The following is a 22247-nucleotide window of genomic DNA, read 5'->3' as shown; positions in this document are numbered from 1 at the left end:
CAAGGGAATTTAACGGCCAGAATATCCCGCATTGCGGCCAAATTAGCCAAACTTCGACCGTAACGACCGATCCATTCAGGTGCGCATTGCACAAATAGAGACCACCCGTGACCAGAGGGCGGCCAGCAGTTCTGCGTATCCCTAATCAACCGGCGATTTTCGCGATGCCCACCACGAAATTTTCATTGGCACGCTTAATGCAGAACCCCTGTTGGGGCCGCAACGGAAAGCGGCGTAATTTGAACCCGATCCAGGGGTAACCAGCGAGGTAAACACTCATGAAGTACTACTCACGTCATTTTGTAAAACCCGGCGACCTGAATCCAGCCCAACGTCTGTTCGGCGGCCAGGCACTGGCGTGGATAGATGAGGAAGCAGCAATTTTCGCGGGATGCCAGATGGGCACCGCCAACATCGTGACCAAGCTGATGTCAGAAATCGACTTTGTCAGTTCGGCCGTTTGCGGAGATATTGTGGAGTTCGGGTTTGAATTGGTGGAGATCGGCCGTACATCACTCACCGTACACTGTGAAATGCGCAACAAGCAGACCCGCGAGCTGATTGTGCGGGTGGAACGCATCGTGTTTGTGGCATTGGATGCCGATGGCAAGCCGACTCCACACAAGAAAGCGGGCATGACGCTGGAAGAAGCCGCCAATACGCCGGCGGCAGAGAGCAGACTGGCCAGCTGACGTATTCACGCAACGATTAAGCTTCGAGCAACCAAGTTTATTTGGTTGCTCGGGATATTGCGCCGACGGTACCCTGCCGCCGGCGCATTTTTTTACGCCCCAAGCGGTATTGTGCTTAACGCAACAGCAATAGCGGCTGGTTGGTAGCCAATAGCATTTTCGCGGTAATGCTGCCCAGCAGCAGGTCCCGCAGGCGGCTGTGGCTGAACGCGCCCATTACCGTCAGGTCGATGCTGTGTTCCTGCTGGTACGCAATCAATGCCTCCACAGTTTTGCCCTCCAGGTTAGCGCTGGTGACCGTAAGACCGGCCTGCTGCAGCGCTTCGACGCCCTCCGCAAGCACAGCATCCGCTCTATCTCCCACGTGTACCAAGTGACAATTGATACCTTTGAAGACCGGGCTGGTGGCCACCATATCCAGCGCCTTACGCGCCGCTTCGCTACCGTCATAGGCCAGCATGATCGCCTGCGGCGCCTTGAACTCGCGATTGACCACCAGGATCGGCTTGTGCAGCGCGCGCACGACACTCTCCAACTGGGCTCCCAGTCCGCGATTCGACTCACCATGTTCCTCACCGCGAATTCCCAGCACCAGTACCCGAATGTGGTCTTCCAGTTCGATCAGCGATTCCGCCAGGCTGCCATGGCGCTGGCAGGTCACTACCCTGCCAGCGCCCGCGTTCTCTGCGCGAGTACGGGCTTCGTCCAGCATCAGGCGCCCCTGCTCCAGTTGCAGCTTGGAGCGCTGCTGCTCAAGTAACGTCAGTTCTTCCAGAAGTTCTTCCTGGCTGCCGAGACCAATACTGCCGGAGAGGTCGGCCACCGCGGGCGTCGATGCCCGTTCGATGTTGTGCAGGAGTTTGATGGGGGCACCGGTACGGTGGGCAATCCAGGCGGCGTAATCACAAACCGCGCCACTGTAGCGGGAGCCGTCGATGCAGGAGAGGACAATAGGATCTTTTTGTTCGGTCATTATTATTTTCTCTTCATCACATGCTAAACACTTCGAGTCCCGTACCCAATGGTAGCTGGGCCCAGGACTCAAAATAGAAAGCCGGGTGACGGGGCCGGAAGCTCACAAATGATGTCCCCCCGGCCGCGGCGCACTGGCGCTGCGAAAATTTGACGCCCGTCAGTGCCCGCCCAGCACCTTCTCAATTTCTTCCGGCTTATCGTGGATACCAAAGCGATCAACAATGGTCGCGCTGGCCTCATTCAGGCCGATCAATTCCACTTCTGCACCTTCACGGCGGAATTTCACCACCACCTTGTCCAGCGAGTACACCGCGGAAACGTCCCAGAAGTGCGCGCGGCTCAGGTCGATTACCACCTTGTCCAGCGCCTCTTTGAAATCGAACTCTGCCACAAACTTGTCAGCAGAATTGAAGAACACCTGGCCCACCACCTTGTAGGTACGGCAATTGTTCTCCTCATCCAGCTCTTTGCTTACGTACATGAAGTGGCTCACCTTGTTGGCAAAGAACAACGAAGCCAACAGCACTCCCACAAACACGCCGAACGCGAGGTTATGGGTAAACACTACCACAATCACAGTAGACAGCATCACCAGATTCGTCGACAGCGGCAGATGCTTGAGATCGCGGATGGAACCCCAGTTAAAGGTACCGATGGATACCATGATCATTACCGCCACCAGTGCCGCCATCGGGATCACTGCCACCCAATCGCTCAGGAACACCACCAGGGTCAACAGGCCCACACCGGCCACCAGCGTGGACAGACGACCGCGGCCGCCGGATTTCACGTTGATCACAGACTGGCCGATCATCGCACAGCCCGCCATACCACCGAGCAGGCCGGCACCGATATTGGCAATGCCCTGGCCCTTGCATTCGCGGTTCTTGTCACTGCTGGTATCGGTCAGGTCGTCGACGATGGTCGCCGTCATCAGGGACTCCAACAGGCCCACCACCGCGAGACCCGCAGAATACGGGAAGATGATCTTCAGGGTTTCCAGGTTCAGGGGCACTTCCGGCCACAGGAATACCGGCAAGGTATCCGGCAGGTCACCCATATCGCCGACAGTGCGGATATCCAGACCCAGGGCAACCGCGACTGCGGTCAGGGTGAGAATGCACACCAGCGGCGACGGCAGAATCTTGCCCACCACCGGCACATAGGGGAACAGGTAAATGATGCCCAGGCCCGCCGCGGTCATCGCGTACACGTGCCAGGTCACATCGATCAGCTCCGGCAGCTGCGCCATAAAGATCAGGATGGCCAGGGCGTTCACAAACCCCGTCACCACGGCCCGCGAGACAAAGCTCATCAGGCTGCCGAGCTTGAGATATCCGGCGATGATCTGCAGCACCCCCGTGAGCAGCGTGGCCGCCAACAGATATTGCAGCCCGTGCTCTTTTACCAGCGTCACCATCAACAGGGCCATCGCGCCGGTAGCGGCCGAGATCATGCCGGGGCGGCCACCGACAAAGGCGATAACGACGGCAATACAGAAGGAGGCGTAAAGGCCTACCCGGGGATCAACGCCGGCGATAATAGAGAAAGCAATGGCCTCAGGGATGAGGGCCAGGGCCACTACAAGGCCGGCAAGCACGTCGCGGCGGATGTTGCCAAACCAGTCGTTTCTGGTGGATGACAACAAGGTGTTGGAGAACTGCATAATCAGAGGAGCCTGTCTGGGGAGTCTTTTTCTAAGCCCTGAATCGGGGGCGCGGATTCTAGCACCTTGGGGGGGCTGGCTAAAGAACAGCCAGGATTCCCGGAGTCTCTCCCCTTGCACTTTGCAATACATCACCCGCGACTTTACGGGTTTGGTAGGAGCCTGCTTGCAGGCGAATGAATGGAGCACCAGGGGTTCGCCTGCAAGCAGGCTCCTACAAACCCGCACGCCGCTGGCGCCAAATCGCACTCCTGTCCGGCATTGCGGACACCACTTGTCCGGACACTTTTTCCGGACACCCTACGGACTCTCCCAAAACTTTTCGATAAAACAATTTCCTTAATTTTCAACAACTTAACCCCAATATCCGGCTTGGCACGGCAATTGCGATAAGCCCGCTGCATCCGAAAAAAACGCACTGCATCCGGGCACCAAATCACCCGCGTCACAGTGGCAGAACAAGACAAACTGAATTGAAGCACTGGGAACAACATGATCAGAGATACCTCCGGGCAGGACGTCCAACTTACCTCGCAGAGCCCGTGGAAAAACCCGCGTGTGCTGAAACGCGCAGGCCTAGGCCTTGGCGCGGCGGCGTTTGTGGTTTGGGGACTGATGAGCTGGCAGAGCACCAACGCGGTGGATGCGAGCCTGTCGCTGTCGCGGATCAATATTGCCGAAGTCGAACGCGGCGACCTGATTCGGGATCTGGTGGTTCAGGGCAAGGTGGTTGCGGCCAACAGCCCAACTCTGTTCAGTCCGGCTCAGGGCATTGTCAAATTTGCAGTCAAAGCCGGTGACACTGTTGCCCAGGGCCAACTCCTGGCGGAAGTAGACAGTCCCCAGCTGCAAAACCAGCTCGCTCAGGAGAGTGCGCTCTACAACAAGCTGAGCGTGGAGCTCGCACGCCAGAAAATCCAGGCCAAGCGCCAGCGTTTAGAAAACACCCAGAAAGCCGATCTCGCCAAAGTCGACCTCTCCGCAGCACAGCGGGAGCTGAAGCGCGCGGAGCTGTCCATGGAGAAACAGATCATTTCCCAGCTGGATTTCGAAAAAGCCAGCGATGACCTCGCGCGCGCAGAACTGGAATACAAACAGGCCGTACAGAATTCCCAGCTGGAAAATGAAGCCCTTACCTTCGAAACCCAGACTCTGCAATTGCAGGTAGACCAACAGCAGCTTCAAGTAGAAGAACTGCAGCGTAAGGTCAACGAACTGCAAATCGTCTCCCCCGTCGACGGCACCATCGGCAGCCTCGCAGCTACCCAGCGCTCCGCTGTGGCGGCGAATGCGCCCCTGCTCACGGTCGTCGACCTCACCAGCTTCGAACTGGAAGCCGCGGTGCCGGAAAACTATGCCGATGACTTGGGCCTCGCCATGGACGTGGTGATCAATATGGGGGGAAACAAGCTCCCCGGCGAGATCACCGCCATCGCTCCGGAAGTCATCGACAACCAGGTCGTTGCCCGCGTGCGCTTTACCGAAGGTCAGCCGACTAACCTGCGCCAGAACCTGCGACTCACCGCGCGCATCCTGCTGGAAAACCGCGCGGACGTGATGCTGGTGAAACGCGGCGCGTTCCTGGATCAGACCGGGGGTCGTTTTGCCTGGAAGCTGAACGACCAGCAGCAGGCCGTCAAAGTACCGATCACCATTGGCGCACTGGGATTGAATCAGGTGGAAATTGTTTCTGGCCTGAATGAAGGCGACCGGATTATTACTTCTTCCGCGGAAGAGCTAAACAAGGCGCAGCTGGTGGCGCTGAAAGACTAACCAAACATCCAGAAATTTGATGCGAAGGTGCTGATACCGATCATTGTTTGCGAGACCGTCTGCGGCCAGGACGGCCGTAGCCGAGCCCCCAGGGATGGGTTAACGGGGGGGGGCGCCTAGCTCGTTTCTCGCAAACAACGATCGGTATCAGCACCGCCACAAGACTTAACAGTACCAACGAACAAAAACTGCGAAGACAAGGAAATCCACCATGCTGAAAATGCAGAACATCCGTAAAAGCTACCGCACCGACACCATCGAAACCCACGCGCTTCGGGATTTCAGCCTTGAGGTGAACGAAGGAGAGTTCGTATCCGTCACCGGCCCCAGTGGTTCCGGTAAAACCACCTTCCTGAATATTGCTGGCCTGCTGGAAACCCCGACCGGAGGCGAGTATCTACTTGATGGGCAGGAAATCGGCGGCCTCTCTGACCGTGATCGCTCGCGCATGCGCAATGAAAAAATCGGCTTTATTTTCCAGGGCTTCAATCTGATTCCCGACCTCAACCTGTTCGACAATATCGACGTCCCCCTGCGCTATCGCGGCTTCAATACCAAGGAGCGCCGTCGTCGTATCGAAAAATCCCTCGAGCAGGTCGGCCTTTCCGCCCGCGCCAAACACCTGCCCGCGCAACTGTCCGGCGGTCAGCAACAGCGCGTCGCCATCGCCCGCGCCCTCGCCGGTGAACCCCGTTTCCTGCTCGCGGACGAACCCACTGGTAACCTCGACTCCCTCATGGCACGCCAGGTAATGGAACTGCTCGAATTTATCAACGAATGGGGCACCACCATCATCATGGTTACCCACGACCCGGACCTCGCGCGCCGCGCCCAGCGCAATATCCAGATTGTCGACGGCCAGGTGTCTGACCTGCGTCAGAGCATCGCACAAGAAGAAATCGCCACCGTATAAGCTGGAAAAGAAAAGGACACCGCAATGATCGGCTACTACATCAGCCTCGCCATGCGCAGCCTGCGGGGCACCCCAATACTGAGCGCTCTCATGATTGCCGCAATCGCCGTGGGCGTCGGCGCATCCATGACTGTACTCACGCTCAACTACATGATGTCCCAGAACGCACTGGCCCATAAGGACGACGTGCTCTACGCAGTACAGCTGGACAGCTGGGACCCGAACGGTGCATACAACCGCGGCGGCCGCGGAAATGAAATGCCCTGGCAGCTCACCTACCGGGATGCAGAAGCACTGCTGCGCTCGGATATTCCCACCCGACAGGTGGCCATGCACCGCTTCGGCTTCACCGTTACCCTGGAAGACTCCGAAGTACGGCCGTTTGTCGCCGAAACACGGGTCACCACCCGCGACTTCTTCTCCATGTTCGACGTGCCCATGCTGTACGGCAACATCTGGAACGAAGATGCAGATACCTCACCGGTACAAACCGTTGTCCTGAACAAGGCCCTCAACGAAAAACTGTTCGGTGGTGAAGACAGTGTCGGCAAAACCGTAGAGCTCAACGGCGAGCCCTTCACCGTCGCAGGCGTTATCGATTACTGGAACCCCTCTCCCAAGGTGTACGACCTGAACAACAACCCGTTCAGCGATTCGGAAGAGATTTACATTCCGTTCGGCCTGCACCGTAAATTCCAAATTTACAGCTGGGGTAACACCAACGGCTGGAACAGCCCGGATCCAGAGGTCGAAGGCTACGAAGGACACCTGCTCAGCGAAAGCGTGTGGATACAGTTCTGGGTAGAGCTCGACAACGATACGCGAAAAAAAGAATACGAAAATTTACTTACCGGCTATATCCAGCAACAGAAAGAACAGGGACGCTTCCAACGCCCACTCAAGTTCGGCCTCACCCGTCCCTCGGAATGGCTGGTACTAAATGAAGTACTGCACGACGACAACCGCGTGCTGGGGTGGGCGTCCCTCGCCTTCCTGCTGGTGTGTGTGGTAAACGCTGTGGCACTGCTGCTGGCCAAATTCCTGCGCAAAGCGCCCGAAGCCGGGGTTCGCCGTGCACTGGGCGCCAACCGCAATGCCATTTTTATTCAGCACCTGATCGAAAGTAGCTGTATCGGTGTGCTGGGCGGATTGATCGGCATCTGCTTCGCGCTGTTGGGCCTGTCCGGTATCCGCATGCTATCCATGGGCCAAATCGACCAGATCGCCTCCATGGACTGGCTGATGATGCTCGCCGCCATCGGCCTCGCCATTCTCGCCAGCCTGCTCGCCGGCCTGTATCCCGCCTGGCGTATCAGCCGTACCAACCCATCTATCTATCTGAAAACCCAGTGAGCCGGAGAGGAAACAACCATGTTTGAACTGAAACCCATGTTGTCTGCCCTCTGGCGCAACAAAGTCTCGGCAATGCTGATCGCACTGCAGCTGGCCCTCACCCTGGCCATCGTCAGCAATGCCACTGCTATCGTACAAGACCGCCTCACCAGTATGGCGCGCCCGACCGGCATGGATGTGGATAACATCATTGCCATCACCTTTATGCCCGTGCCCAAAGATTACGATATGGCGGGCGCCGTGCGCGCCGACCTGGACATGATGCGCTCGATGCCCGGAGTGGTCGATGCCTCGGTAACAAACCACATCCCGGTATCCGGCTCTGGTTCCGCCAGTAGTTTCTATCTGGAACCCAACGCCCAGATCGGCGACTTAGACGGCAACTACTACCAGACCGATCCGCACTTCATCAACACACTGGGATTGAACCTTATCGCCGGACGCAACTTCAGCGACGACGAAATGCATGTGATCGGATCCAACGAAAGCTTCATCGGCAGTGTCATTATTGTGACCCAGCAATTCGCCGATGCAGCCTTCCCAGAGGGTGACGCTCTGGGTAAATTCCTGTACCACGGCAGTAAAGACAATCCCATGGAAATCATCGGTATTGTCGAGCGCCACCTGGGCGCATGGCCCAGCTGGGCATTGGCTGGCAATGTGGTATTCCATCCATTGCTGGTAGAAGGCAATCACAAACGCTATCTGGTTCGCACGGAACCCGGCCAGCGCGATGCCATTTTCAAACAGCTGGAAGACAAGCTCGCGGAACGCGACCCTCAGCGCGTCATTCACCTGGAAACCCTGTCCGAAAAGCTTGCCTCGACTCATGTAAGCGACAACATTATGGTCAAGGTATTGTCCGCGGTAATGACCCTGCTGACGTTTATCGTTGCACTGGGCATCGTCGGTCTCACCATTTTCTGGATCAACCAGCGTGCCAAGCAGATCGGTATCCGCCGCGCACTGGGCGCGACCCGAGCCAATATCAGTCGTTACTTCCTGGTAGAAAACTCACTGATCGCGGGGACCGGGCTGGTATTGGGTACCGCCGGTGCACTGATCATCAACCAGCTGATGGTGAGCGAGTTTTCACAGCCCGTACTGTCACTAACGATACTTGCCGTGTGTGCGATACTATTGTTCGCAGTTAGCCTTGCGGCGGCCCTGATGCCCGCCATGCGCGCAGCGAATATTTCGCCGGCGATGGCAACACGAAGCATTTAAAGGCCGATTGCTCAAAGCGAAGGTCCTGCACCCGATAGGGGTTTGTGGGACTGTCGAAAAGAGGGACCTTTTCGACAGTCCCCCTTGGATGGGTTCACGGTGTGTCCCGCAAGCCCCTATCGGGTGCAGGACCGCCACAGAGCATGTTAAAGACAACCGCAACAGGAAACGCGAGTTGGACAAAGTACTGATCATCGACGACAACACCGGTATTATCTCAGCCCTCTCCCTGTTGTTGTCCCTGCACGATATACATACCCTGAGCGCTATCACGCCCCAGGCTGGCCTGCAGTTGCTACGCGAGAATCCCGATACCGGTCTCGTCATTCAGGATATGAACTTCACCGCCGACACCACCTCTGGAGAAGAGGGCCGCGCACTGTTTTTTGCCCTGCGCGAATTGCAGCCGGATATTCCCGTCATCCTGCTCACAGCCTGGACCCAGCTGGAAATGGCCGTAGAACTGGTCAAAGCGGGAGCCGCCGATTACGTCGGCAAGCCGTGGGACGACAACAAGCTCATCGCCACCATTAATAACCTGCTGGAACTGCACGACCTGCAGCAGCAACAGCGCCTGGCCAAAAGCCGCGAACAGCAGGCTCGCCACCAACTGCAAAAACAGTACGACCTGCAAGGTATCGTCTACCGTAGCAACAGCATGCAAAAACTGCTGGAAATGGCCACCCAGGTCGCGCACGCCGACGTACCGGTATTGATTACTGGTCCCAACGGTGCCGGTAAGGAAAAGATCGCGGATATTGTACAGGCCAACTCCAGCGTCAAAGATGGCCCCTTTATCAAGGTCAACGTCGGCGCCCTGCCGGAAGATCTGATGGAAGCGGAACTGTTCGGCGCCGAAGCTGGCGCCTATACCGGTGCCGGCAATAAAGCCCGTCAGGGTCGCTTCGAAGTGGCGGATGGCGGCACCCTGTTTCTCGACGAGATTGGCGAGCTCTCCGCCAGCGGCCAGGTCAAATTACTAAGGGTACTGCAGACCGGTGAATTCCAGCGACTAGGCAGCAGCCAGACCCGCAAGGTAAACGTACGCGTTATCAGTGCCACCAACAGCAACCTGCCGCAAATGATCAGCAATGGCAGTTTTCGCCAGGACCTGTTCTACCGCCTCAATGTCATTGAGCTGAAGCTGCCACCACTCAATGAGCGGCCGGAGGATATACTGCCCCTGGCACGCGCATTTCTCGCCAGCAGCGGCAAGCAGCTCGGTCCACAAACCCAGCAGCGTATGTTGCGCTACTCCTGGCCGGGCAACGTGCGTGAGCTGCAGAATGTCATGCAGCGGGCCGCGGTGCTGACCCGTGGCGACAGTATTAATGAAGAAACTCTGGCGTTGCCAGATGAACAGGTGCAGAAAACCCCGGAACACAGCTTCGAGCCAAGCAGGGAACTGCTCGAACAAACCCTCGCCAACTGCAATGGCATCATCGCCCAGGCCGCACGAGAACTCGGACTCAGCCGTCAGGCGCTGTACCGTCGGCTGGAAAAATTCGGAATCCCCTACTGATGCCGCGAACCTCCATTGAGGGAAAAATTTTTGCCACTACCCTGGCTTCCATTGCACTCGGTAGCGGGATACCGCTTCTACTTCAGCACACCGGCGTTTCTCCCCTACTTGCATGGAGCGGCGGCCTGCTGCTAGCTCTAGCGCTGGGTTTGCTGCTACTGAGACCCCTGACCCGAAACCTGAATCGAGCCCTCGAAAGCTTCCGCGGCGGTCTGCTGAACTTTCGCGACGGCGATTTTTCCATATCTCTGGCCCTCAACCGCAATGACCAGCTCGGAGAGCTCGCCGAGCTCTACAACGAAGTTGGGGAAATTCTGCGGCGCGAGCGCGCCCATATCCATCAGCGGGAATTGCTGCTCGATACGGTTATCCAAAGCTCGCCCCTGGCCCTGCTTTTGATAGACCAGCGCGAGCACATCATTTATGCCAATACCAGTGCCCGCCATATGCTTCATGGCGGCAGACCATTACAGGGGCATCCACTAAAGCAGATACTGCCCGAGTGTCCGCCAGAATTAGCGCAAGCCATTCAGTCCCGACAGGACGGTCTGATCTCCTATCTCGACGGGGAACACAGCCAAAGCCTGCATATCAGCAACAGTACCTTCGTACTCAATGCGCAGAAACACCGCTTGATACTACTGAGGGAAATGACCCGGGAATTAACCCGAGCAGAAGTACAGGTATGGAAAAAAGTCATACGGCTGATCAGCCACGAGCTCAATAACTCCCTCGCCCCGATTTCCTCCATGGCCCACAGCGGCAAAATGCTGTCGGAAAAAATCGAATCGCAGCAGCTCGCCGGTGTCTTCGATGTCATCGCCGAACGCTGCCACCATCTCACCGAATTTACCCAGGGTTATGCCCGCTTCGCCAAACTGCCGCCGCCGGCTTGCGAGGAAGTATCCTGGTCAGCACTCATTGCCAGAATAAAGCCTCTGCACTCCTTCCGGCAGCTGGGAACACTTCCCTCTCGACCAGGCTACTTTGATCCAACACAAATCGAACAGGCGCTGCTCAACCTGCTAAAAAATGCCGCCGAATCCGGCAGTACTCCAGAGGAAATCACTTTGGGAATCGAGACCGACGTCCACGGCCAGCTGTTGTCCGTCAGTGATCGCGGTGCGGGGATGAGTGACCGGGTTTTACAGCAGGCCTTGCTACCGTTTTACTCCACCAAACCCCAGGGCGTAGGGTTGGGACTGGCACTGTGTCGGGAAATCGCCGACGCTCACGGCGGCCAGATACAGTTGCACAACCGGGAAAACGGCGGTTTACAAGTACGGCTCTGGCTACCCTGGCCGCGGAAAGACTAACCTTGGTCTCCGGGGCTTTACTTCAAGCCTGATAGGTTTATTTACCTGGAAGGTAAATACCCCAGGAAGTGGTACGTTTATAACGCTTAGCTTCACCTTATAAAGCAAATCGCGCCAAACAAATAAATATCACGCCGAACCCTTCAATATAGGCACGTAATTCATTACACCTTTTTCCTTCTTACTCGTTATAACTAGCGGCAACTAAGCAAGTTGACCCATGCGGGCCAAGGATGGCTCACGGCTGCATTTCTTACCGTTGAGTCCGCTCTGCCTGATTTTGACCATCAGAAGAAATAACGAGGATAACAATGATAAATCCCTATCGGCTGTTAACAGCCGGCGCCCTTACACTCGGTATTGCGCTCTCAAACGCGCAGGCGGCAGACAGGCCGCAACAGGGGGGACCTCTGGACCTCGCCATTGCGAACGAAGACAAGCTTATTGAAATGCTGAAGCGTTCCGGACGCATTGCCGAAGACGCCACCATTCCTGAAGCAGAAGTTGCGCTGCGCAGTTTTTTGAAAGAGCGCGCAGTGCAAGCCGAACAGCGTGGCGGAAATCTGGCAAGTACCGATTCCCGACTGCTGGCCAATGCCAAGAGCAATAAGCTGCAAGGCTCCCTGCAGAATGGAAATGGTAACAAACTGGGACAAGGTAAAAGTCAGGTTCCGGCGCCTCTATCGCCGGAAAGCTACGCCGGAGTAAATAAAACTGCTCGGGTACTGGCAATCCTGATGGAGTTCCCCGATTTCCCTCACAACAGTATTGAGCCGGGTGAATCCGATATGTACTACCCGGATTACACCCCCGAGCACTATCAGGACCTCCTGTTTTCCTCAAGCGGCTTTGCCGGCCCCGGCGGGGATTCCCTGCTGTCCATGCAGCAGTTTTACTGGCAACAGTCCGGTAACAGTTACAACCTGGAAGGCGGTGTTGCCGGCTGGTACATGGCCAGCCAGCCGGCAGCCTTTTACGGCAACAATGCCGACGGTGACGCCCGCGCATTGGTGCGTGAGGCCCTGTTGGCCGCAGCCGCAGACCCCGAAGTGAACTTGTCGGACTATGACCTGGAAGACCGTTACGACCTCGATGGTGACGGTGACCTTTGGGAAGCGGACGGCCTGGTTGACCACATCATGATTTTTCACTCCTCCGTCGGTGAAGAGGCCGGTGGTGGCCAGCTCGGCGAGGATGCCATCTGGGCCCACCGCTGGAACCTGGGCAACCCGTTCCCCATTCCTGGTACCGAGGCCACAGTGGACTACTGGGGACCGGATATGCCAATGGCGGCCTATGACTACACCATTCAGCCTGCCGACGCTGCCGCTGGCGTAGTCAGCCATGAATTTGGCCACGATCTGGGGCTGCCCGACGAGTATGACACCCAGTACACCGGACGTGGAGAACCTGTTTCCTCCTGGTCTGTCATGTCGAACGGGAGCTGGGCTGGTGTTATCCCGGGCTCTGAACCCACAGGGTTTTCCGCCTGGGCCAAGGAGTTCCTTCAGTACAACATGGGAGGCAACTGGCTGCACGGTGCCACGATCGCGCTGGAAGACATTCCCGCAGAAGGTGTAGAGGCACTCCTCGACCAGGCTGTCAGCAAGGGCGCCAACAATGATGCGGTTCGCATCGACCTGCCGCAAAAGAAAAAGGTGGTTACCATCCCGACCAGCGGCGAATACGCCTACTTCAGTGGAAGTGGCGATGCCCTCAACAACGTTATGCTGACACCGGTTAATCTCACCGGCGCAAGCAGTGCGACGGTCAAATTCAAGGCCTGGTACGATATCGAAAAAGATTGGGATTACGCGTTTATTGCAGTGTACAACGCAGACGGCCTTACCCCGATCGCCGGCAATATAACCACCACCAGCAGCCCCTACGGGCAGAACCCCGGCCATGGCATTACCGGTACTTCAGGCGGCTGGGTTGACGCCGAGTTTGATCTGAGCGCCTATGCCGGTCAGCAGTTTTACCTGGTGTTCTATTACTGGACCGACGGCTATGTGTCCAACCCGGGTTTCTTTGCCGACGACATCGAAATTTCTGTCGACGATACGGTTGTGCTCACGGATAACGCAGAAACGGTAGGCAAATTCACCCTTGATGGCTTCAGCCTGAGCAAAGGCTTTTCTCTGCACGATCACTATTACCTGCTGGAGTGGCGTACACACCAGGGCGTCGACCTGGGCCTGTCCCACGTCAACGTGGCGGGTGAAATGCTCGAGTTCAATGAGGGACTGGTTATCTGGTATGCCGACACCAGCTATAGCGACAACTGGGTGGGCATACACCCAGGCAACGGCTTCCTCGGCGTAGTGGACGCAGACCAGCATGCCAACAAGTGGAATGACAATTCAGTTGCATCGACTCGCTACCAGGTGCACGACGCAGCATTCAGTATCGACAAAGCCAACAAGGCAACCCTGGACTTGCTCAACGGCTACAACCTGCTTCTGCGCGATAATTACACCAAGCGCAACCCGTTGTTCGATGACAGCAACGATTTCAGCAACGGTGCTATTCCCGACGCAGGCCGGGCGATTTCGACATACGGACTTAAAGTCCGGGTCGTATCCCAAAGCGATGACAAGTCCGTCGGCAAGGTATTGATTTACCGATAACCATCGGAGCTCTCACACAAAGTAAAGGGCGGCATTTTGCCGCCCTTTTTTGTATCAATGCGTAAAACAGAACCGGAAATCGACGCCCTATCATGACACCACGCGCGGAAAAATGAGTACGTAAACGCGCGTCAGTATCGAGAGTGGTATACAGCAGGTAAGGATTATGAGGCCGAGCAATCCCCGCATCAGATCACTGCCTTCCTGATGCTCTTCAAACTGGTCGGCAAGATAAGCTTTGAAACAGTGGTTGGGGCCATCAATGGGATAAAAAGTAAAGTCGATCACCTTCTCCATCAGCTGCCAATAGGGCTTGAACGGCGTATCGACAACTCGGGCGAAATACCCGGTGCGCGCTGAGATGGTCGCATCCGGATTACCGCCGGCAATCGCGTTTCCCAGTTGGTCAATAGCAACCAGGACGCCCCGCATCCAGTTCATCGGGAACGCTCACTCGGCCTATACCGAATAGCAGCGCAATCCTTCGCTATACATCCAGCACTTGCCGCCATCGGGGCAAGGAGCATCCGCGTCCAGAGGTGCGGCGCCTTCCGGGCACTGGGGCATACGACCCGCGGTGCACCAGCCGCCGGTATCCAGTTGGTAGCAGACAGCGTCGTCTACCAAGCAGGAAGTCGCGGTGGGTACCTCCATGTCTCCCTGGAAACAATCGCGCGGGTATGCCGGAGTGAGATACTCAGGTAGCGGTGGCCGCACGAAAGTGGCAGGAGTACCGGTAAGGTCACACCAGAATCCATCGAGATTCGACACAGTGGCCGTACTCGCACAGCCGAGGGAAAACATGATGGCAAAGAGCGGAAACCAGCGCAGTTTCATAGTATTTCTTCCATGAGTCTTAGGGTTGAAGATCCCTGTCCCCACACCTTCTGGCACTCAAACAGCCGGTAGTGACTGCACACGAACTACAAGATTATTTCTCGTAAACGATACAGCGACGACCACCGGAAATTTCATAGCACTGCGCAGTAGCAGGACAAATAGAGCCCGGCGCCAATTCTTCTGCGTCGCCAGGACAGCCATCGTAATTGGTTTTCTGCTCCGCGACAGGCTGGCGGGGAATCGGTGCACTGTTAGGGTAGACCACCTGATCGCGTACACTGCTGGTTCCGCAGGCAGAAAGGAATGTGGCGGCTGCCAGCAGGGATAAAAGTGTCACTCGTTTGCGCATGTGGCCTCCCTAATCTCTCAACGTGGGTATCTCAACCTGGGCATCTAACCCAGGTTTATGGCGTCGGCTTTCCGACGCCCAGACTCTTTCAGTAATGCATTGAAAAGGCATTTCGCACCTGAATCAATACATCCGCATGATCGGAAAAAACCAGCAAGGCGCATTCATCCCATTGCTGCCAGCGGCGCTCGAACAATGATTTTGCACCATAGGTGGTGCAGCTGCGCTGGGCAGGTAATTACCCACTTCAACAAACTCCGCGGCGCGAACCTGGTCATCCGGATTGAAGAAAAACGGGTCATTTCCATTTTCGTTTTCAAATGGTACGAAAATACAACCTTGTACACACAATGTGGCACCTACAGCCACCGCTACAATCCCTGAGCGATACATGACACGACTACCTCGCTACTTTGCGGACATCCCATCGAGAGATTCATCTGCCCGCTTTTTTCAGTTTAGCTCTCGCGAGGTGTTCGACGACGCTGTACACATTTTGTTCAGAAATATAAGCACTGAATTCAACCGGAACCCGCTTTTGGCGTGAGAGGGATTTAATTGGCGAGGAAAAGAGTACTGATTGGCCAAAGGTCAGGCAATTGCTGGAGATAGCGGTTAGAAGTTACGGGCATAAAAAAACGCCGGTGAGGTTACCCCCGCCGGCGTTTTTCCTGCCAGACCTGTTACAGCAACAGGCGGCGTACGTCGCTCAACATATTGACCAGATAAGTCATGAAGCGACCGGCATCACCACCGTTTACCGCACGGTGATCGTAGGACAGTGCCAGCGGCAGCATCTGCCGCGGTACAAACTCCTTGCCGTTCCACTCCGGGCGAACGGCAAGCTTGGACACGCCAAGAATACCGACTTCCGGCGAATTTACGATCGGGGTAAAGCCGGTACCACCGATGGCACCCAGACTGGAGATCGTGAAGCAGGCACCCTGCATATCGCGGGGCTTCAGTTTGCCGTCGCGAGCAGCAAGCGCCATGGTGGTAGCTTCTTCCGCCAGTTCGTACAGGCCCTTTTTATCCACATCGCGGATTACCGGTACCATCAGACCTTTCGGAGTATCCACCGCCATACCAATGTGCACGTAATCCTTGCGCACGATGTGCTCGCCATCGTTATGCAGGGAAACATTGAAGCTCGGCACTTCACGCAGCGCAGCCGCAGCCGCTTTCAGCAGGAAAGGTACCGGGGTGAGCTTCACGCCGCGCTTCTCGGCTTCGGCCTTCATTGACTTGCGGAAGTCTTCCAGCTCAGTGATATCCGCGTCGTCAAACTGGGTAACGTGCGGTACGTTCAGCCAGTTGCGGGACATATTGGCCGCGGTGATCTTGTGGATCTTGCTCATCGGCTCGACATTGACCGGGCCGAACTGGCTGAAATCGATCTCAGGCATCGGCGCGATACCGATACCGCCACTTACGCCAACCGCACCACTTTCAGCCTTCTTCACCTGCTCCTTGATGTAGGCGTGCAGGTCGTCTTTGGTCACACGGTTGCGCGGACCGGTCGCCTTCACCTTGTTCAGGGTCACACCCAGCTCGCGCGCCAGCTTGCGCACTGCGGGGCCGGCATACACTTCTGCTGACGGCGTGTGGTCCCGCTCCAGGTGAGGATCCCGTTTCGGCGCGGCGGCCGGCTCCGGGCTTGCCACTGCAGGTGCAGCTGCCGGGGCTGGTGCTGCCGCAGGCTCGGCTGCAACAGGAGCAGGCGCTGCACCAGCGGCAACGGATTTCATCACACCGATAACATCGCCGGTGGATACCTTGTCGCCTTCTTTCACGCTGATGGACACAATCGTGCCCGCAGTCGGAGAAGGGACATCCATGGAGGCCTTGTCGCCTTCGACCACGATCAGCGAATCGCCTTCGCCCACTTCGTCGCCAGCAGCAACAGATATTTCAATGACATCCACCGCATCGGCACCGCCGAGGTCGGGTACCACAATATCCTGCTCGGTCGCTTCACCAGCGGGTGCCGGCGCGGCGGCTGGTTCCGCCGCAGGCGCCGGGGCAGAAGCTTCAGCCGGCGCTTCGGCTTTGGCTTCGGCGGGCGCTTCTGCGCTGTCACCGGCGTCAGTCTCGATCTCGCCGAGCACATCGCCTTCGGAAACCTTGTCACCTTCCTTCACGGAAATGCTCAGGATCTTGCCTGCGAAAGGCGCGGGAATGTCCATGGAGGCCTTGTCGCCCTCCACTACAATCAGCGCATCCTCTTCCGCTACGGTGTCCCCCACGGCAACGGAAATTTCAATGACATCTACCTGATCGGCGCCGCCGAGATCGGGCACTTTAATGACTTGTTTTGCCATGTTTCTTTGCCTTATTCCTTATCAGCGGGTTTAAACCAGACGCGGATTAACTTTTTCCGGGTCGATATTGAGCTTCTTGATGGCGTCAGCCACTTCACTCGCTTCGATCACACCCTGCTTCACCAGGCCAGACAGTGCGGCGATGACGACATAGTTGCGATTCACTTCGAAGAAGCGACGCAGCTGCTCACGACTGTCGGAGCGACCGAAACCGTCGGTACCCAGGGCAATCACGTCGCCATCGATGAACTCGCGCAGAGGCTCGACGTAGGCGCGGATGTAATCGGTGGAGATCACTACCGGCGCTTCATTGCCTTCAAACTGCTCGCTGATCCACGCTTTGCGCGGCGCTTCGGTCGGGTGCAGCATGTTCCAGCGCGCCACGTCCTGACCTTCGCGAGAGGCTTCGGTGGCGGAAGTCAGGTTCCACACGTCGGAAGTCACACCGAACTCGTCGGCGAGAATATCCGCTGCGGCCATCACTTCGCGCAGGATGGAACCGGCGCCCACCAACTGTACGTGCTTCTTCGCCGCCTTGCCCTTGCCGGGCTTGCGGGAGTTGCTGTCCAGCTTGTAGATACCGCGGATGATGCCTTCTTCCACGCCCTGCGGCATTTCCGGCTGCAGGAAGTTCTCGTTCTCGACGGTGACGTAGTAGAAGAGGTTCTTCTGCTCTTCGTACATCTCGATCAGGCCCTGACGAACGATAACTGCCAGGTCGTAACCGAAGGCCGGGTCGTAGCTCTTACAGTTCGGGATAGTACCGGACAGTACCAGGCTGTGACCGTCCTGGTGCTGCAGGCCTTCACCGTTCAGGGTGGTACGGCCGGCGGTGGCGCCTACCAGGAAACCACGCGCCTGCATGTCACCCGCTGCCCAGGCCAGATCGCCGATGCGCTGGAAGCCGAACATGGAGTAGTAGATGTAGAAAGGCACCATCGGCACGCCGTGGTTGGAATAGGCCGTGGCCAGAGCCATCCACGCAGACATGGCGCCGGCTTCGTTGATGCCCTCTTCCAGCACCTGGCCTTTCTTGTCTTCTTTGTAATACATGATCTGGCCGTGGTCGACCGGAGTGTATTTCTGCCCCTGGGAGGAGTAGATACCCAGCTGGCGGAACAGGCCTTCCATACCGAAGGTACGGGCTTCGTCCGGCACGATCGGCGCGACGTTCTTGCCCATTTTCTTGTCTTTCACCAGCACCGACAGCAGGCGTACGAAGGCCATGGTGGTGGAGATTTCACGATCACCAGAGCCTTTGGTTACGGCACTGAAGGCATCCAGTTCAGGAATCTCCAGTTTCGCCACCTCGGTAGTACGGGACGGTACCGGGCCGCCCAGCGCCTTGCGACGCTCGGCCATGTACTTCATTTCCGGGCTGTCTGGAGACGGACGGTAATAAGGAACCTCTTCGATTTCCTTGTCGGTCAACGGAATCGCAAAGCGGTCGCGGAAGCGCTTCAGCGCTTCGGTGTCCATCTTCTTGACGTTGTGGGTATCCATCGCCGCTTCACCAGCAGCACCCAGGCCGTAGCCTTTTACGGTCTGTGCCAGGATTACGGTGGGCTTGCCTTTGCTGGCCATGGCTTCGGCATAAGCCGCGTAGACCTTATAGGGGTCGTGGCCACCGCGGTTGAGCTTCATGATCTCGTCGTCGGACATGTCCTTGACCATTTCCTGCAGCTCGGGATATTTGCCGAAGAAATGCTCGCGGGTGTAGGCACCGCCGTTGGCCTTGAAGTTCTGCATCTCGCCATCGACCACTTCGTCCATGACTTTCTGCAGCAGGCCCTTGTCGTCTTTTTCCAGCAGCGGATCCCACAGGCGGCCCCACAGGACCTTGATCACGTTCCAGCCGGCACCGCGGAATACACCTTCCAGTTCCTGCACGATCTTGCCGTTGCCGCGCACCGGGCCATCCAGGCGCTGCAGGTTACAGTTAACCACGAATACCAGGTTTTCCAGGTTCTCGCGGCCCGCCATGGAGATGGCGCCCAGGGTTTCCGGCTCATCACACTCACCGTCACCCAGGAATGCCCACACCTTGCGGTCACCGCGCGGTGACAGGTCACGTGCAGACAGGTAACGCATGATGTGCGCCTGGTAAATCGCCTGGATCGGGCCCAGGCCCATGGATACGGTGGGGAACTGCCAGTAGTCCGGCATCAGCCACGGGTGCGGGTAGGAAGACAGGCCGTTGCCGTTCACTTCGCGGCGGAAGTTGTCCAGCTTGTCTTCGTCAAAGCGGCCTTCCAGGTAGGAACGGGCGTAGATGCCCGGCGCGCTGTGGCCCTGGAAGAAAATCAGGTCGCCGCGCTCTTCACCTTCGTTGCCGCGGAAGAAATAGTTGAAGGCAACATCGTACAGGGTGGCAGCCGAGGAGAAGCTGGCAATGTGGCCACCCAGGCTGTCACTGTTGGAGTTGGCGCGTACAACCATGGCCAGCGCGTTCCAACGGATCAGGGAACGGATACGGCGCTCCATGAACAGATCGCCCGGCATGCGCTTTTCGGCCTGGGGCGGAATCGTATTGCGATAGGGAGTTGTGATGGCCGCCGGCAGCTGAACGCCAATATTGGTGGCGCGATCAGACAGCTGCTTCAGCAGGAACGCAGCGCGCTCTTTACCGCTGTGGCGGATGACCGCCTGCAGCGCGTCCAGCCATTCCTGCGTTTCCTGAATGTCAGTTTCTTCGTGCATTAAATGCTCCTCGGCGAATATGCGACGTCGAGTCGGTTTTTTTATGGTCAGAATTTTGCGCGCAACAGTACCTTATTGGCGGAAATTTACCCCGCCCTACCTACTCCACTTCGCCAATTCGCCACCCTAAGTGGCGGAAAAGCAACGCTCACTGCTCAGCGATTCACCACTGGAGAGTAAATAAGGGACTGTGCGACCTGAATACCGCCGGTTAGGGTCTCTGGATCCAGAGGTTCCGTTTACCGGCTCGACTTTGAATTCGGCGTTGAATCCAAGACCTGAACATTAGGGCTAACACTCGCGCTCGCCCACAATTCAGGTTCCAAGTGCTCAAGCGGAGGGGATTGTAGTATTACTACAAACGTTTTTCCAGATAGGACATTTAGTAACAAATAAAACCAAATTGCAAAACAATTTGTTTTTCAAACCGGGGTTTCACGGATGATTTTGTCGCGAAACCGGGAAATTAAATTACAAAATAGAGTCTGAAATTTGATTCTCGGTCACGAACATACCACTAATACGCCCTGAGTGCGGACAACCGAGCCTGTTGGCCTGACCAATGGCAAGGCCCTACCTGTCCGTTTTTAACCGGAAGTTCTCCCTCACGGAGTATTCAACGCTGAGGCGGTTTGCCCTCTCTCCCGGGACGCCAGACGCAACTGTATCCCGCCGAGGCGACGCTGGGTAAGCGGAAAGCGCCAAATCACAACCGCCGCCACCAGCAAGATTAGCGCTGGCACCCAGCTGACCAGTCCATGCATGACAGTCCAGGCCAGAGCACTGTTGCTTCCCCCTTCCTCAAACCCCGCCCAGTCCAGTAGAGGAAAGGTCACACCAATCGCCATGGCGAGGGCGGATTTATTGATCAGCTGCAGGATAGCCATATAGAGACCCGTGTCAGCGTTACCGGTTTTCCAGCGGCCGTAATCAATGGTGTCGGCGACAATCGCGGGAGGGAAAACCAGTATCGGCGCGGTCACAATGCCGAGGAAGACAAACAGCACCAAAGCCTGCACAAAATTGCCGGGATCGATGGAGCTGAAAGCAACCAGCGCAACAGCGGTTAACAAAAGGCAAATACCGTAGGCAATGTGCTTGCCCAGCCGGCGGGAGACCCGCACCCAGAACCCGACACACAATATGGCAATGATGTGTTTGATGAATACCAGCAGCAGAAAATCTTTACCAAGACCGAGTGCTGAAATAATAAACAGCTGAATGACAGACAGGTACATGCCATAAGCGAACTGCACAATAAAGTAAGCACCGGCGATGGAAACGAACGGGGCGTTTGACCACAGCACCTGAAGTAGCTCCCGCAAGTTCACCCGGGGCGATACGCGACTCCCGCTTTTGTCCGGAGTTTTCCACAGGGCCAGCATCACCGCCACGGGAAAGAATACAAGAAACATCCCACACATCAGCCCCAGTACTTCCCGCTTGGTAGCGCCGCCAGCATCAAGCAAAAACATCGGCACACCGAGTACCGCAGTGGTTCCGATCATCGAGGCAATTTCGCGGAAACCGGCGATGCGGGTGCGTTGCTGGTAGTTCTGGCTGAGCTCTATTCCCCACGATTGGTACGGGATCATGACCATGGTCCAGACCGGATAAAAAAGCAGGATCATGCACAAAAGATACACGGCCGAGACGCCCGCCGGAGGCTGGAAAAACAGCCAGGCCATCAACATCAATAATGGTGCAGTACACAGGATCCAGACCTTGCGGCGCCCGAAAGAGAATTGCCACCGATCACACAGGCGGCCAACGATCGGATCCGTCACCGCATCCCAAAATCGCGCCAGCAGGAAAAGTAACCCCACCGTAGTCAGGCTGAGCCCGACCTCGGTGGCATACATGGGAGGCAGGAAGAGAATCAGCGGGGTAAACACGATACTCAACGGTGCGGCCAGACTCCCATAGGCAGCCAGAGACCAGATCCCCATTTTATTTTCCGCCTTCTCATG

The 22247-nt window shown here is 56.8% G+C and carries 17 protein-coding genes; 8 read left to right on the top strand and 9 right to left on the bottom strand.

What is annotated here, in order from left to right; genetic code table 11:
- Positions 1–278: 278 nt before the first annotated feature.
- Entirely contained in the window at positions 279–692 is a 414-nt protein-coding gene (locus LC093_RS17870; protein WP_226668040.1) for an acyl-CoA thioesterase, read from the top strand.
- 115 nt (positions 693–807) lie between these two features.
- Here LC093_RS17870 and LC093_RS17865 read toward each other — a convergent pair whose 3' ends face one another.
- Both LC093_RS17865 and LC093_RS17860 read right to left on the bottom strand, forming a co-directional pair.
- Positions 808–1665 (bottom strand): universal stress protein, encoded by an 858-nt coding sequence (locus LC093_RS17865; protein WP_226668038.1) that lies wholly within the window; start codon positions 1663–1665, stop codon positions 808–810.
- Positions 1666–1824: 159 nt separating this feature from the next.
- Entirely contained in the window at positions 1825–3333 is a 1509-nt protein-coding gene (locus LC093_RS17860) for a SulP family inorganic anion transporter (RefSeq protein ID WP_413231514.1), read from the bottom strand.
- A gap of 492 nt (positions 3334–3825) precedes the next feature.
- On the opposite strand from LC093_RS17860, the gene LC093_RS17855 reads away from it, so the two are divergent.
- From LC093_RS17855 to LC093_RS17825, 7 genes are all read left to right on the top strand, one after another.
- Positions 3826–5106, top strand: coding sequence for an efflux RND transporter periplasmic adaptor subunit (locus tag LC093_RS17855; RefSeq protein ID WP_226668036.1), 1281 nt, complete (start codon positions 3826–3828; stop codon positions 5104–5106).
- Positions 5107–5317: 211 nt separating this feature from the next.
- A complete protein-coding gene (locus tag LC093_RS17850; RefSeq protein ID WP_226668034.1) occupies positions 5318–6019 on the top strand; it encodes an ABC transporter ATP-binding protein in 702 nt (233 codons plus the stop codon).
- A gap of 24 nt (positions 6020–6043) precedes the next feature.
- On the top strand, positions 6044–7372 hold the full coding sequence (locus tag LC093_RS17845) for an ABC transporter permease (protein ID WP_226668032.1): 1329 nt from the start codon (positions 6044–6046) through the stop codon (positions 7370–7372).
- Positions 7373–7390: 18 nt separating this feature from the next.
- Positions 7391–8599, top strand: coding sequence for an ABC transporter permease (locus LC093_RS17840; protein ID WP_226668030.1), 1209 nt, complete (start codon positions 7391–7393; stop codon positions 8597–8599).
- Between the two features lie 175 nt (positions 8600–8774).
- Positions 8775–10121: a sigma-54-dependent transcriptional regulator gene (locus LC093_RS17835; RefSeq protein ID WP_226668028.1), complete on the top strand. Its 1347-nt coding sequence runs from the start codon at positions 8775–8777 to the stop codon at positions 10119–10121.
- Positions 10121–11437: a sensor histidine kinase gene (locus LC093_RS17830; protein WP_226668026.1), complete on the top strand. Its 1317-nt coding sequence runs from the start codon at positions 10121–10123 to the stop codon at positions 11435–11437. The genes LC093_RS17835 and LC093_RS17830 overlap by 1 nt, the downstream gene beginning before the upstream one ends.
- 311 nt (positions 11438–11748) lie before the next feature.
- Complete coding sequence (locus LC093_RS17825) at positions 11749–14067, top strand: immune inhibitor A domain-containing protein (protein ID WP_226668023.1); 2319 nt, start codon at positions 11749–11751, stop codon at positions 14065–14067.
- A 90-nt stretch (positions 14068–14157) separates the two neighbouring features.
- Here the strand turns inward: LC093_RS17825 and LC093_RS17820 are convergent, their stop codons facing one another.
- The 7 genes from LC093_RS17820 to LC093_RS17790 form a co-directional block, all read right to left on the bottom strand.
- Positions 14158–14508, bottom strand: a complete 351-nt coding sequence (locus LC093_RS17820) for a hypothetical protein (RefSeq protein WP_226668020.1) — start codon at positions 14506–14508, stop codon at positions 14158–14160.
- A gap of 18 nt (positions 14509–14526) precedes the next feature.
- Positions 14527–14904, bottom strand: coding sequence for a hypothetical protein (locus LC093_RS17815; protein ID WP_226668018.1), 378 nt, complete (start codon positions 14902–14904; stop codon positions 14527–14529).
- Positions 14905–14998: 94 nt separating this feature from the next.
- Positions 14999–15256 (bottom strand): hypothetical protein, encoded by a 258-nt coding sequence (locus tag LC093_RS17810; RefSeq protein ID WP_226668017.1) that lies wholly within the window; start codon positions 15254–15256, stop codon positions 14999–15001.
- A gap of 123 nt (positions 15257–15379) precedes the next feature.
- Positions 15380–15649: a hypothetical protein gene (locus tag LC093_RS17805; RefSeq protein ID WP_226668015.1), complete on the bottom strand. Its 270-nt coding sequence runs from the start codon at positions 15647–15649 to the stop codon at positions 15380–15382.
- A gap of 290 nt (positions 15650–15939) precedes the next feature.
- The gene (gene aceF, locus LC093_RS17800; RefSeq protein ID WP_226668013.1) at positions 15940–17577 is read right to left on the bottom strand and encodes a dihydrolipoyllysine-residue acetyltransferase; all 1638 of its coding nucleotides are present in this window, start codon (positions 17575–17577) and stop codon (positions 15940–15942) included.
- A gap of 30 nt (positions 17578–17607) precedes the next feature.
- Complete coding sequence (gene aceE, locus LC093_RS17795; protein ID WP_226668011.1) at positions 17608–20277, bottom strand: pyruvate dehydrogenase (acetyl-transferring), homodimeric type; 2670 nt, start codon at positions 20275–20277, stop codon at positions 17608–17610.
- A 605-nt stretch (positions 20278–20882) separates the two neighbouring features.
- Complete coding sequence (locus LC093_RS17790) at positions 20883–22226, bottom strand: MFS transporter (protein ID WP_226668009.1); 1344 nt, start codon at positions 22224–22226, stop codon at positions 20883–20885.
- Positions 22227–22247 lie beyond the last annotated feature (21 nt).

It is taken from the genome of Microbulbifer aggregans (genome assembly GCF_020524005.1).
GTDB lineage: Bacteria > Pseudomonadota > Gammaproteobacteria > Pseudomonadales > Cellvibrionaceae > Microbulbifer > Microbulbifer aggregans_A.
This window is presented reverse-complemented; position numbering and strand designations above follow the sequence as displayed.

Bases quoted from the DNA above. Each gene is read 5' to 3' on its own strand.
- LC093_RS17870 (WP_226668040.1), top strand. From the start codon at position 279: ATGAAGTACTACTCACGTCATTTTGTAAAACCCGGCGACCTGAATCCA.
- LC093_RS17865 (WP_226668038.1), bottom strand. From the start codon at position 1,665: ATGACCGAACAAAAAGATCCTATTGTCCTCTCCTGCATCGACGGCTCC.
- LC093_RS17860 (WP_413231514.1), bottom strand. From the start codon at position 3,333: ATGCAGTTCTCCAACACCTTGTTGTCATCCACCAGAAACGACTGGTTT.
- LC093_RS17855 (WP_226668036.1), top strand. From the start codon at position 3,826: ATGATCAGAGATACCTCCGGGCAGGACGTCCAACTTACCTCGCAGAGC.
- LC093_RS17850 (WP_226668034.1), top strand. From the start codon at position 5,318: ATGCTGAAAATGCAGAACATCCGTAAAAGCTACCGCACCGACACCATC.
- LC093_RS17845 (WP_226668032.1), top strand. From the start codon at position 6,044: ATGATCGGCTACTACATCAGCCTCGCCATGCGCAGCCTGCGGGGCACC.
- LC093_RS17840 (WP_226668030.1), top strand. From the start codon at position 7,391: ATGTTTGAACTGAAACCCATGTTGTCTGCCCTCTGGCGCAACAAAGTC.
- LC093_RS17830 (WP_226668026.1), top strand. From the start codon at position 10,121: ATGCCGCGAACCTCCATTGAGGGAAAAATTTTTGCCACTACCCTGGCT.
- LC093_RS17825 (WP_226668023.1), top strand. From the start codon at position 11,749: ATGATAAATCCCTATCGGCTGTTAACAGCCGGCGCCCTTACACTCGGT.
- LC093_RS17820 (WP_226668020.1), bottom strand. From the start codon at position 14,508: ATGAACTGGATGCGGGGCGTCCTGGTTGCTATTGACCAACTGGGAAAC.
- LC093_RS17815 (WP_226668018.1), bottom strand. From the start codon at position 14,904: ATGAAACTGCGCTGGTTTCCGCTCTTTGCCATCATGTTTTCCCTCGGC.
- LC093_RS17810 (WP_226668017.1), bottom strand. From the start codon at position 15,256: ATGCGCAAACGAGTGACACTTTTATCCCTGCTGGCAGCCGCCACATTC.
- LC093_RS17805 (WP_226668015.1), bottom strand. From the start codon at position 15,649: ATGTATCGCTCAGGGATTGTAGCGGTGGCTGTAGGTGCCACATTGTGT.
- aceF (WP_226668013.1), bottom strand. From the start codon at position 17,577: ATGGCAAAACAAGTCATTAAAGTGCCCGATCTCGGCGGCGCCGATCAG.
- aceE (WP_226668011.1), bottom strand. From the start codon at position 20,277: ATGCACGAAGAAACTGACATTCAGGAAACGCAGGAATGGCTGGACGCG.
- LC093_RS17790 (WP_226668009.1), bottom strand. From the start codon at position 22,226: ATGGGGATCTGGTCTCTGGCTGCCTATGGGAGTCTGGCCGCACCGTTG.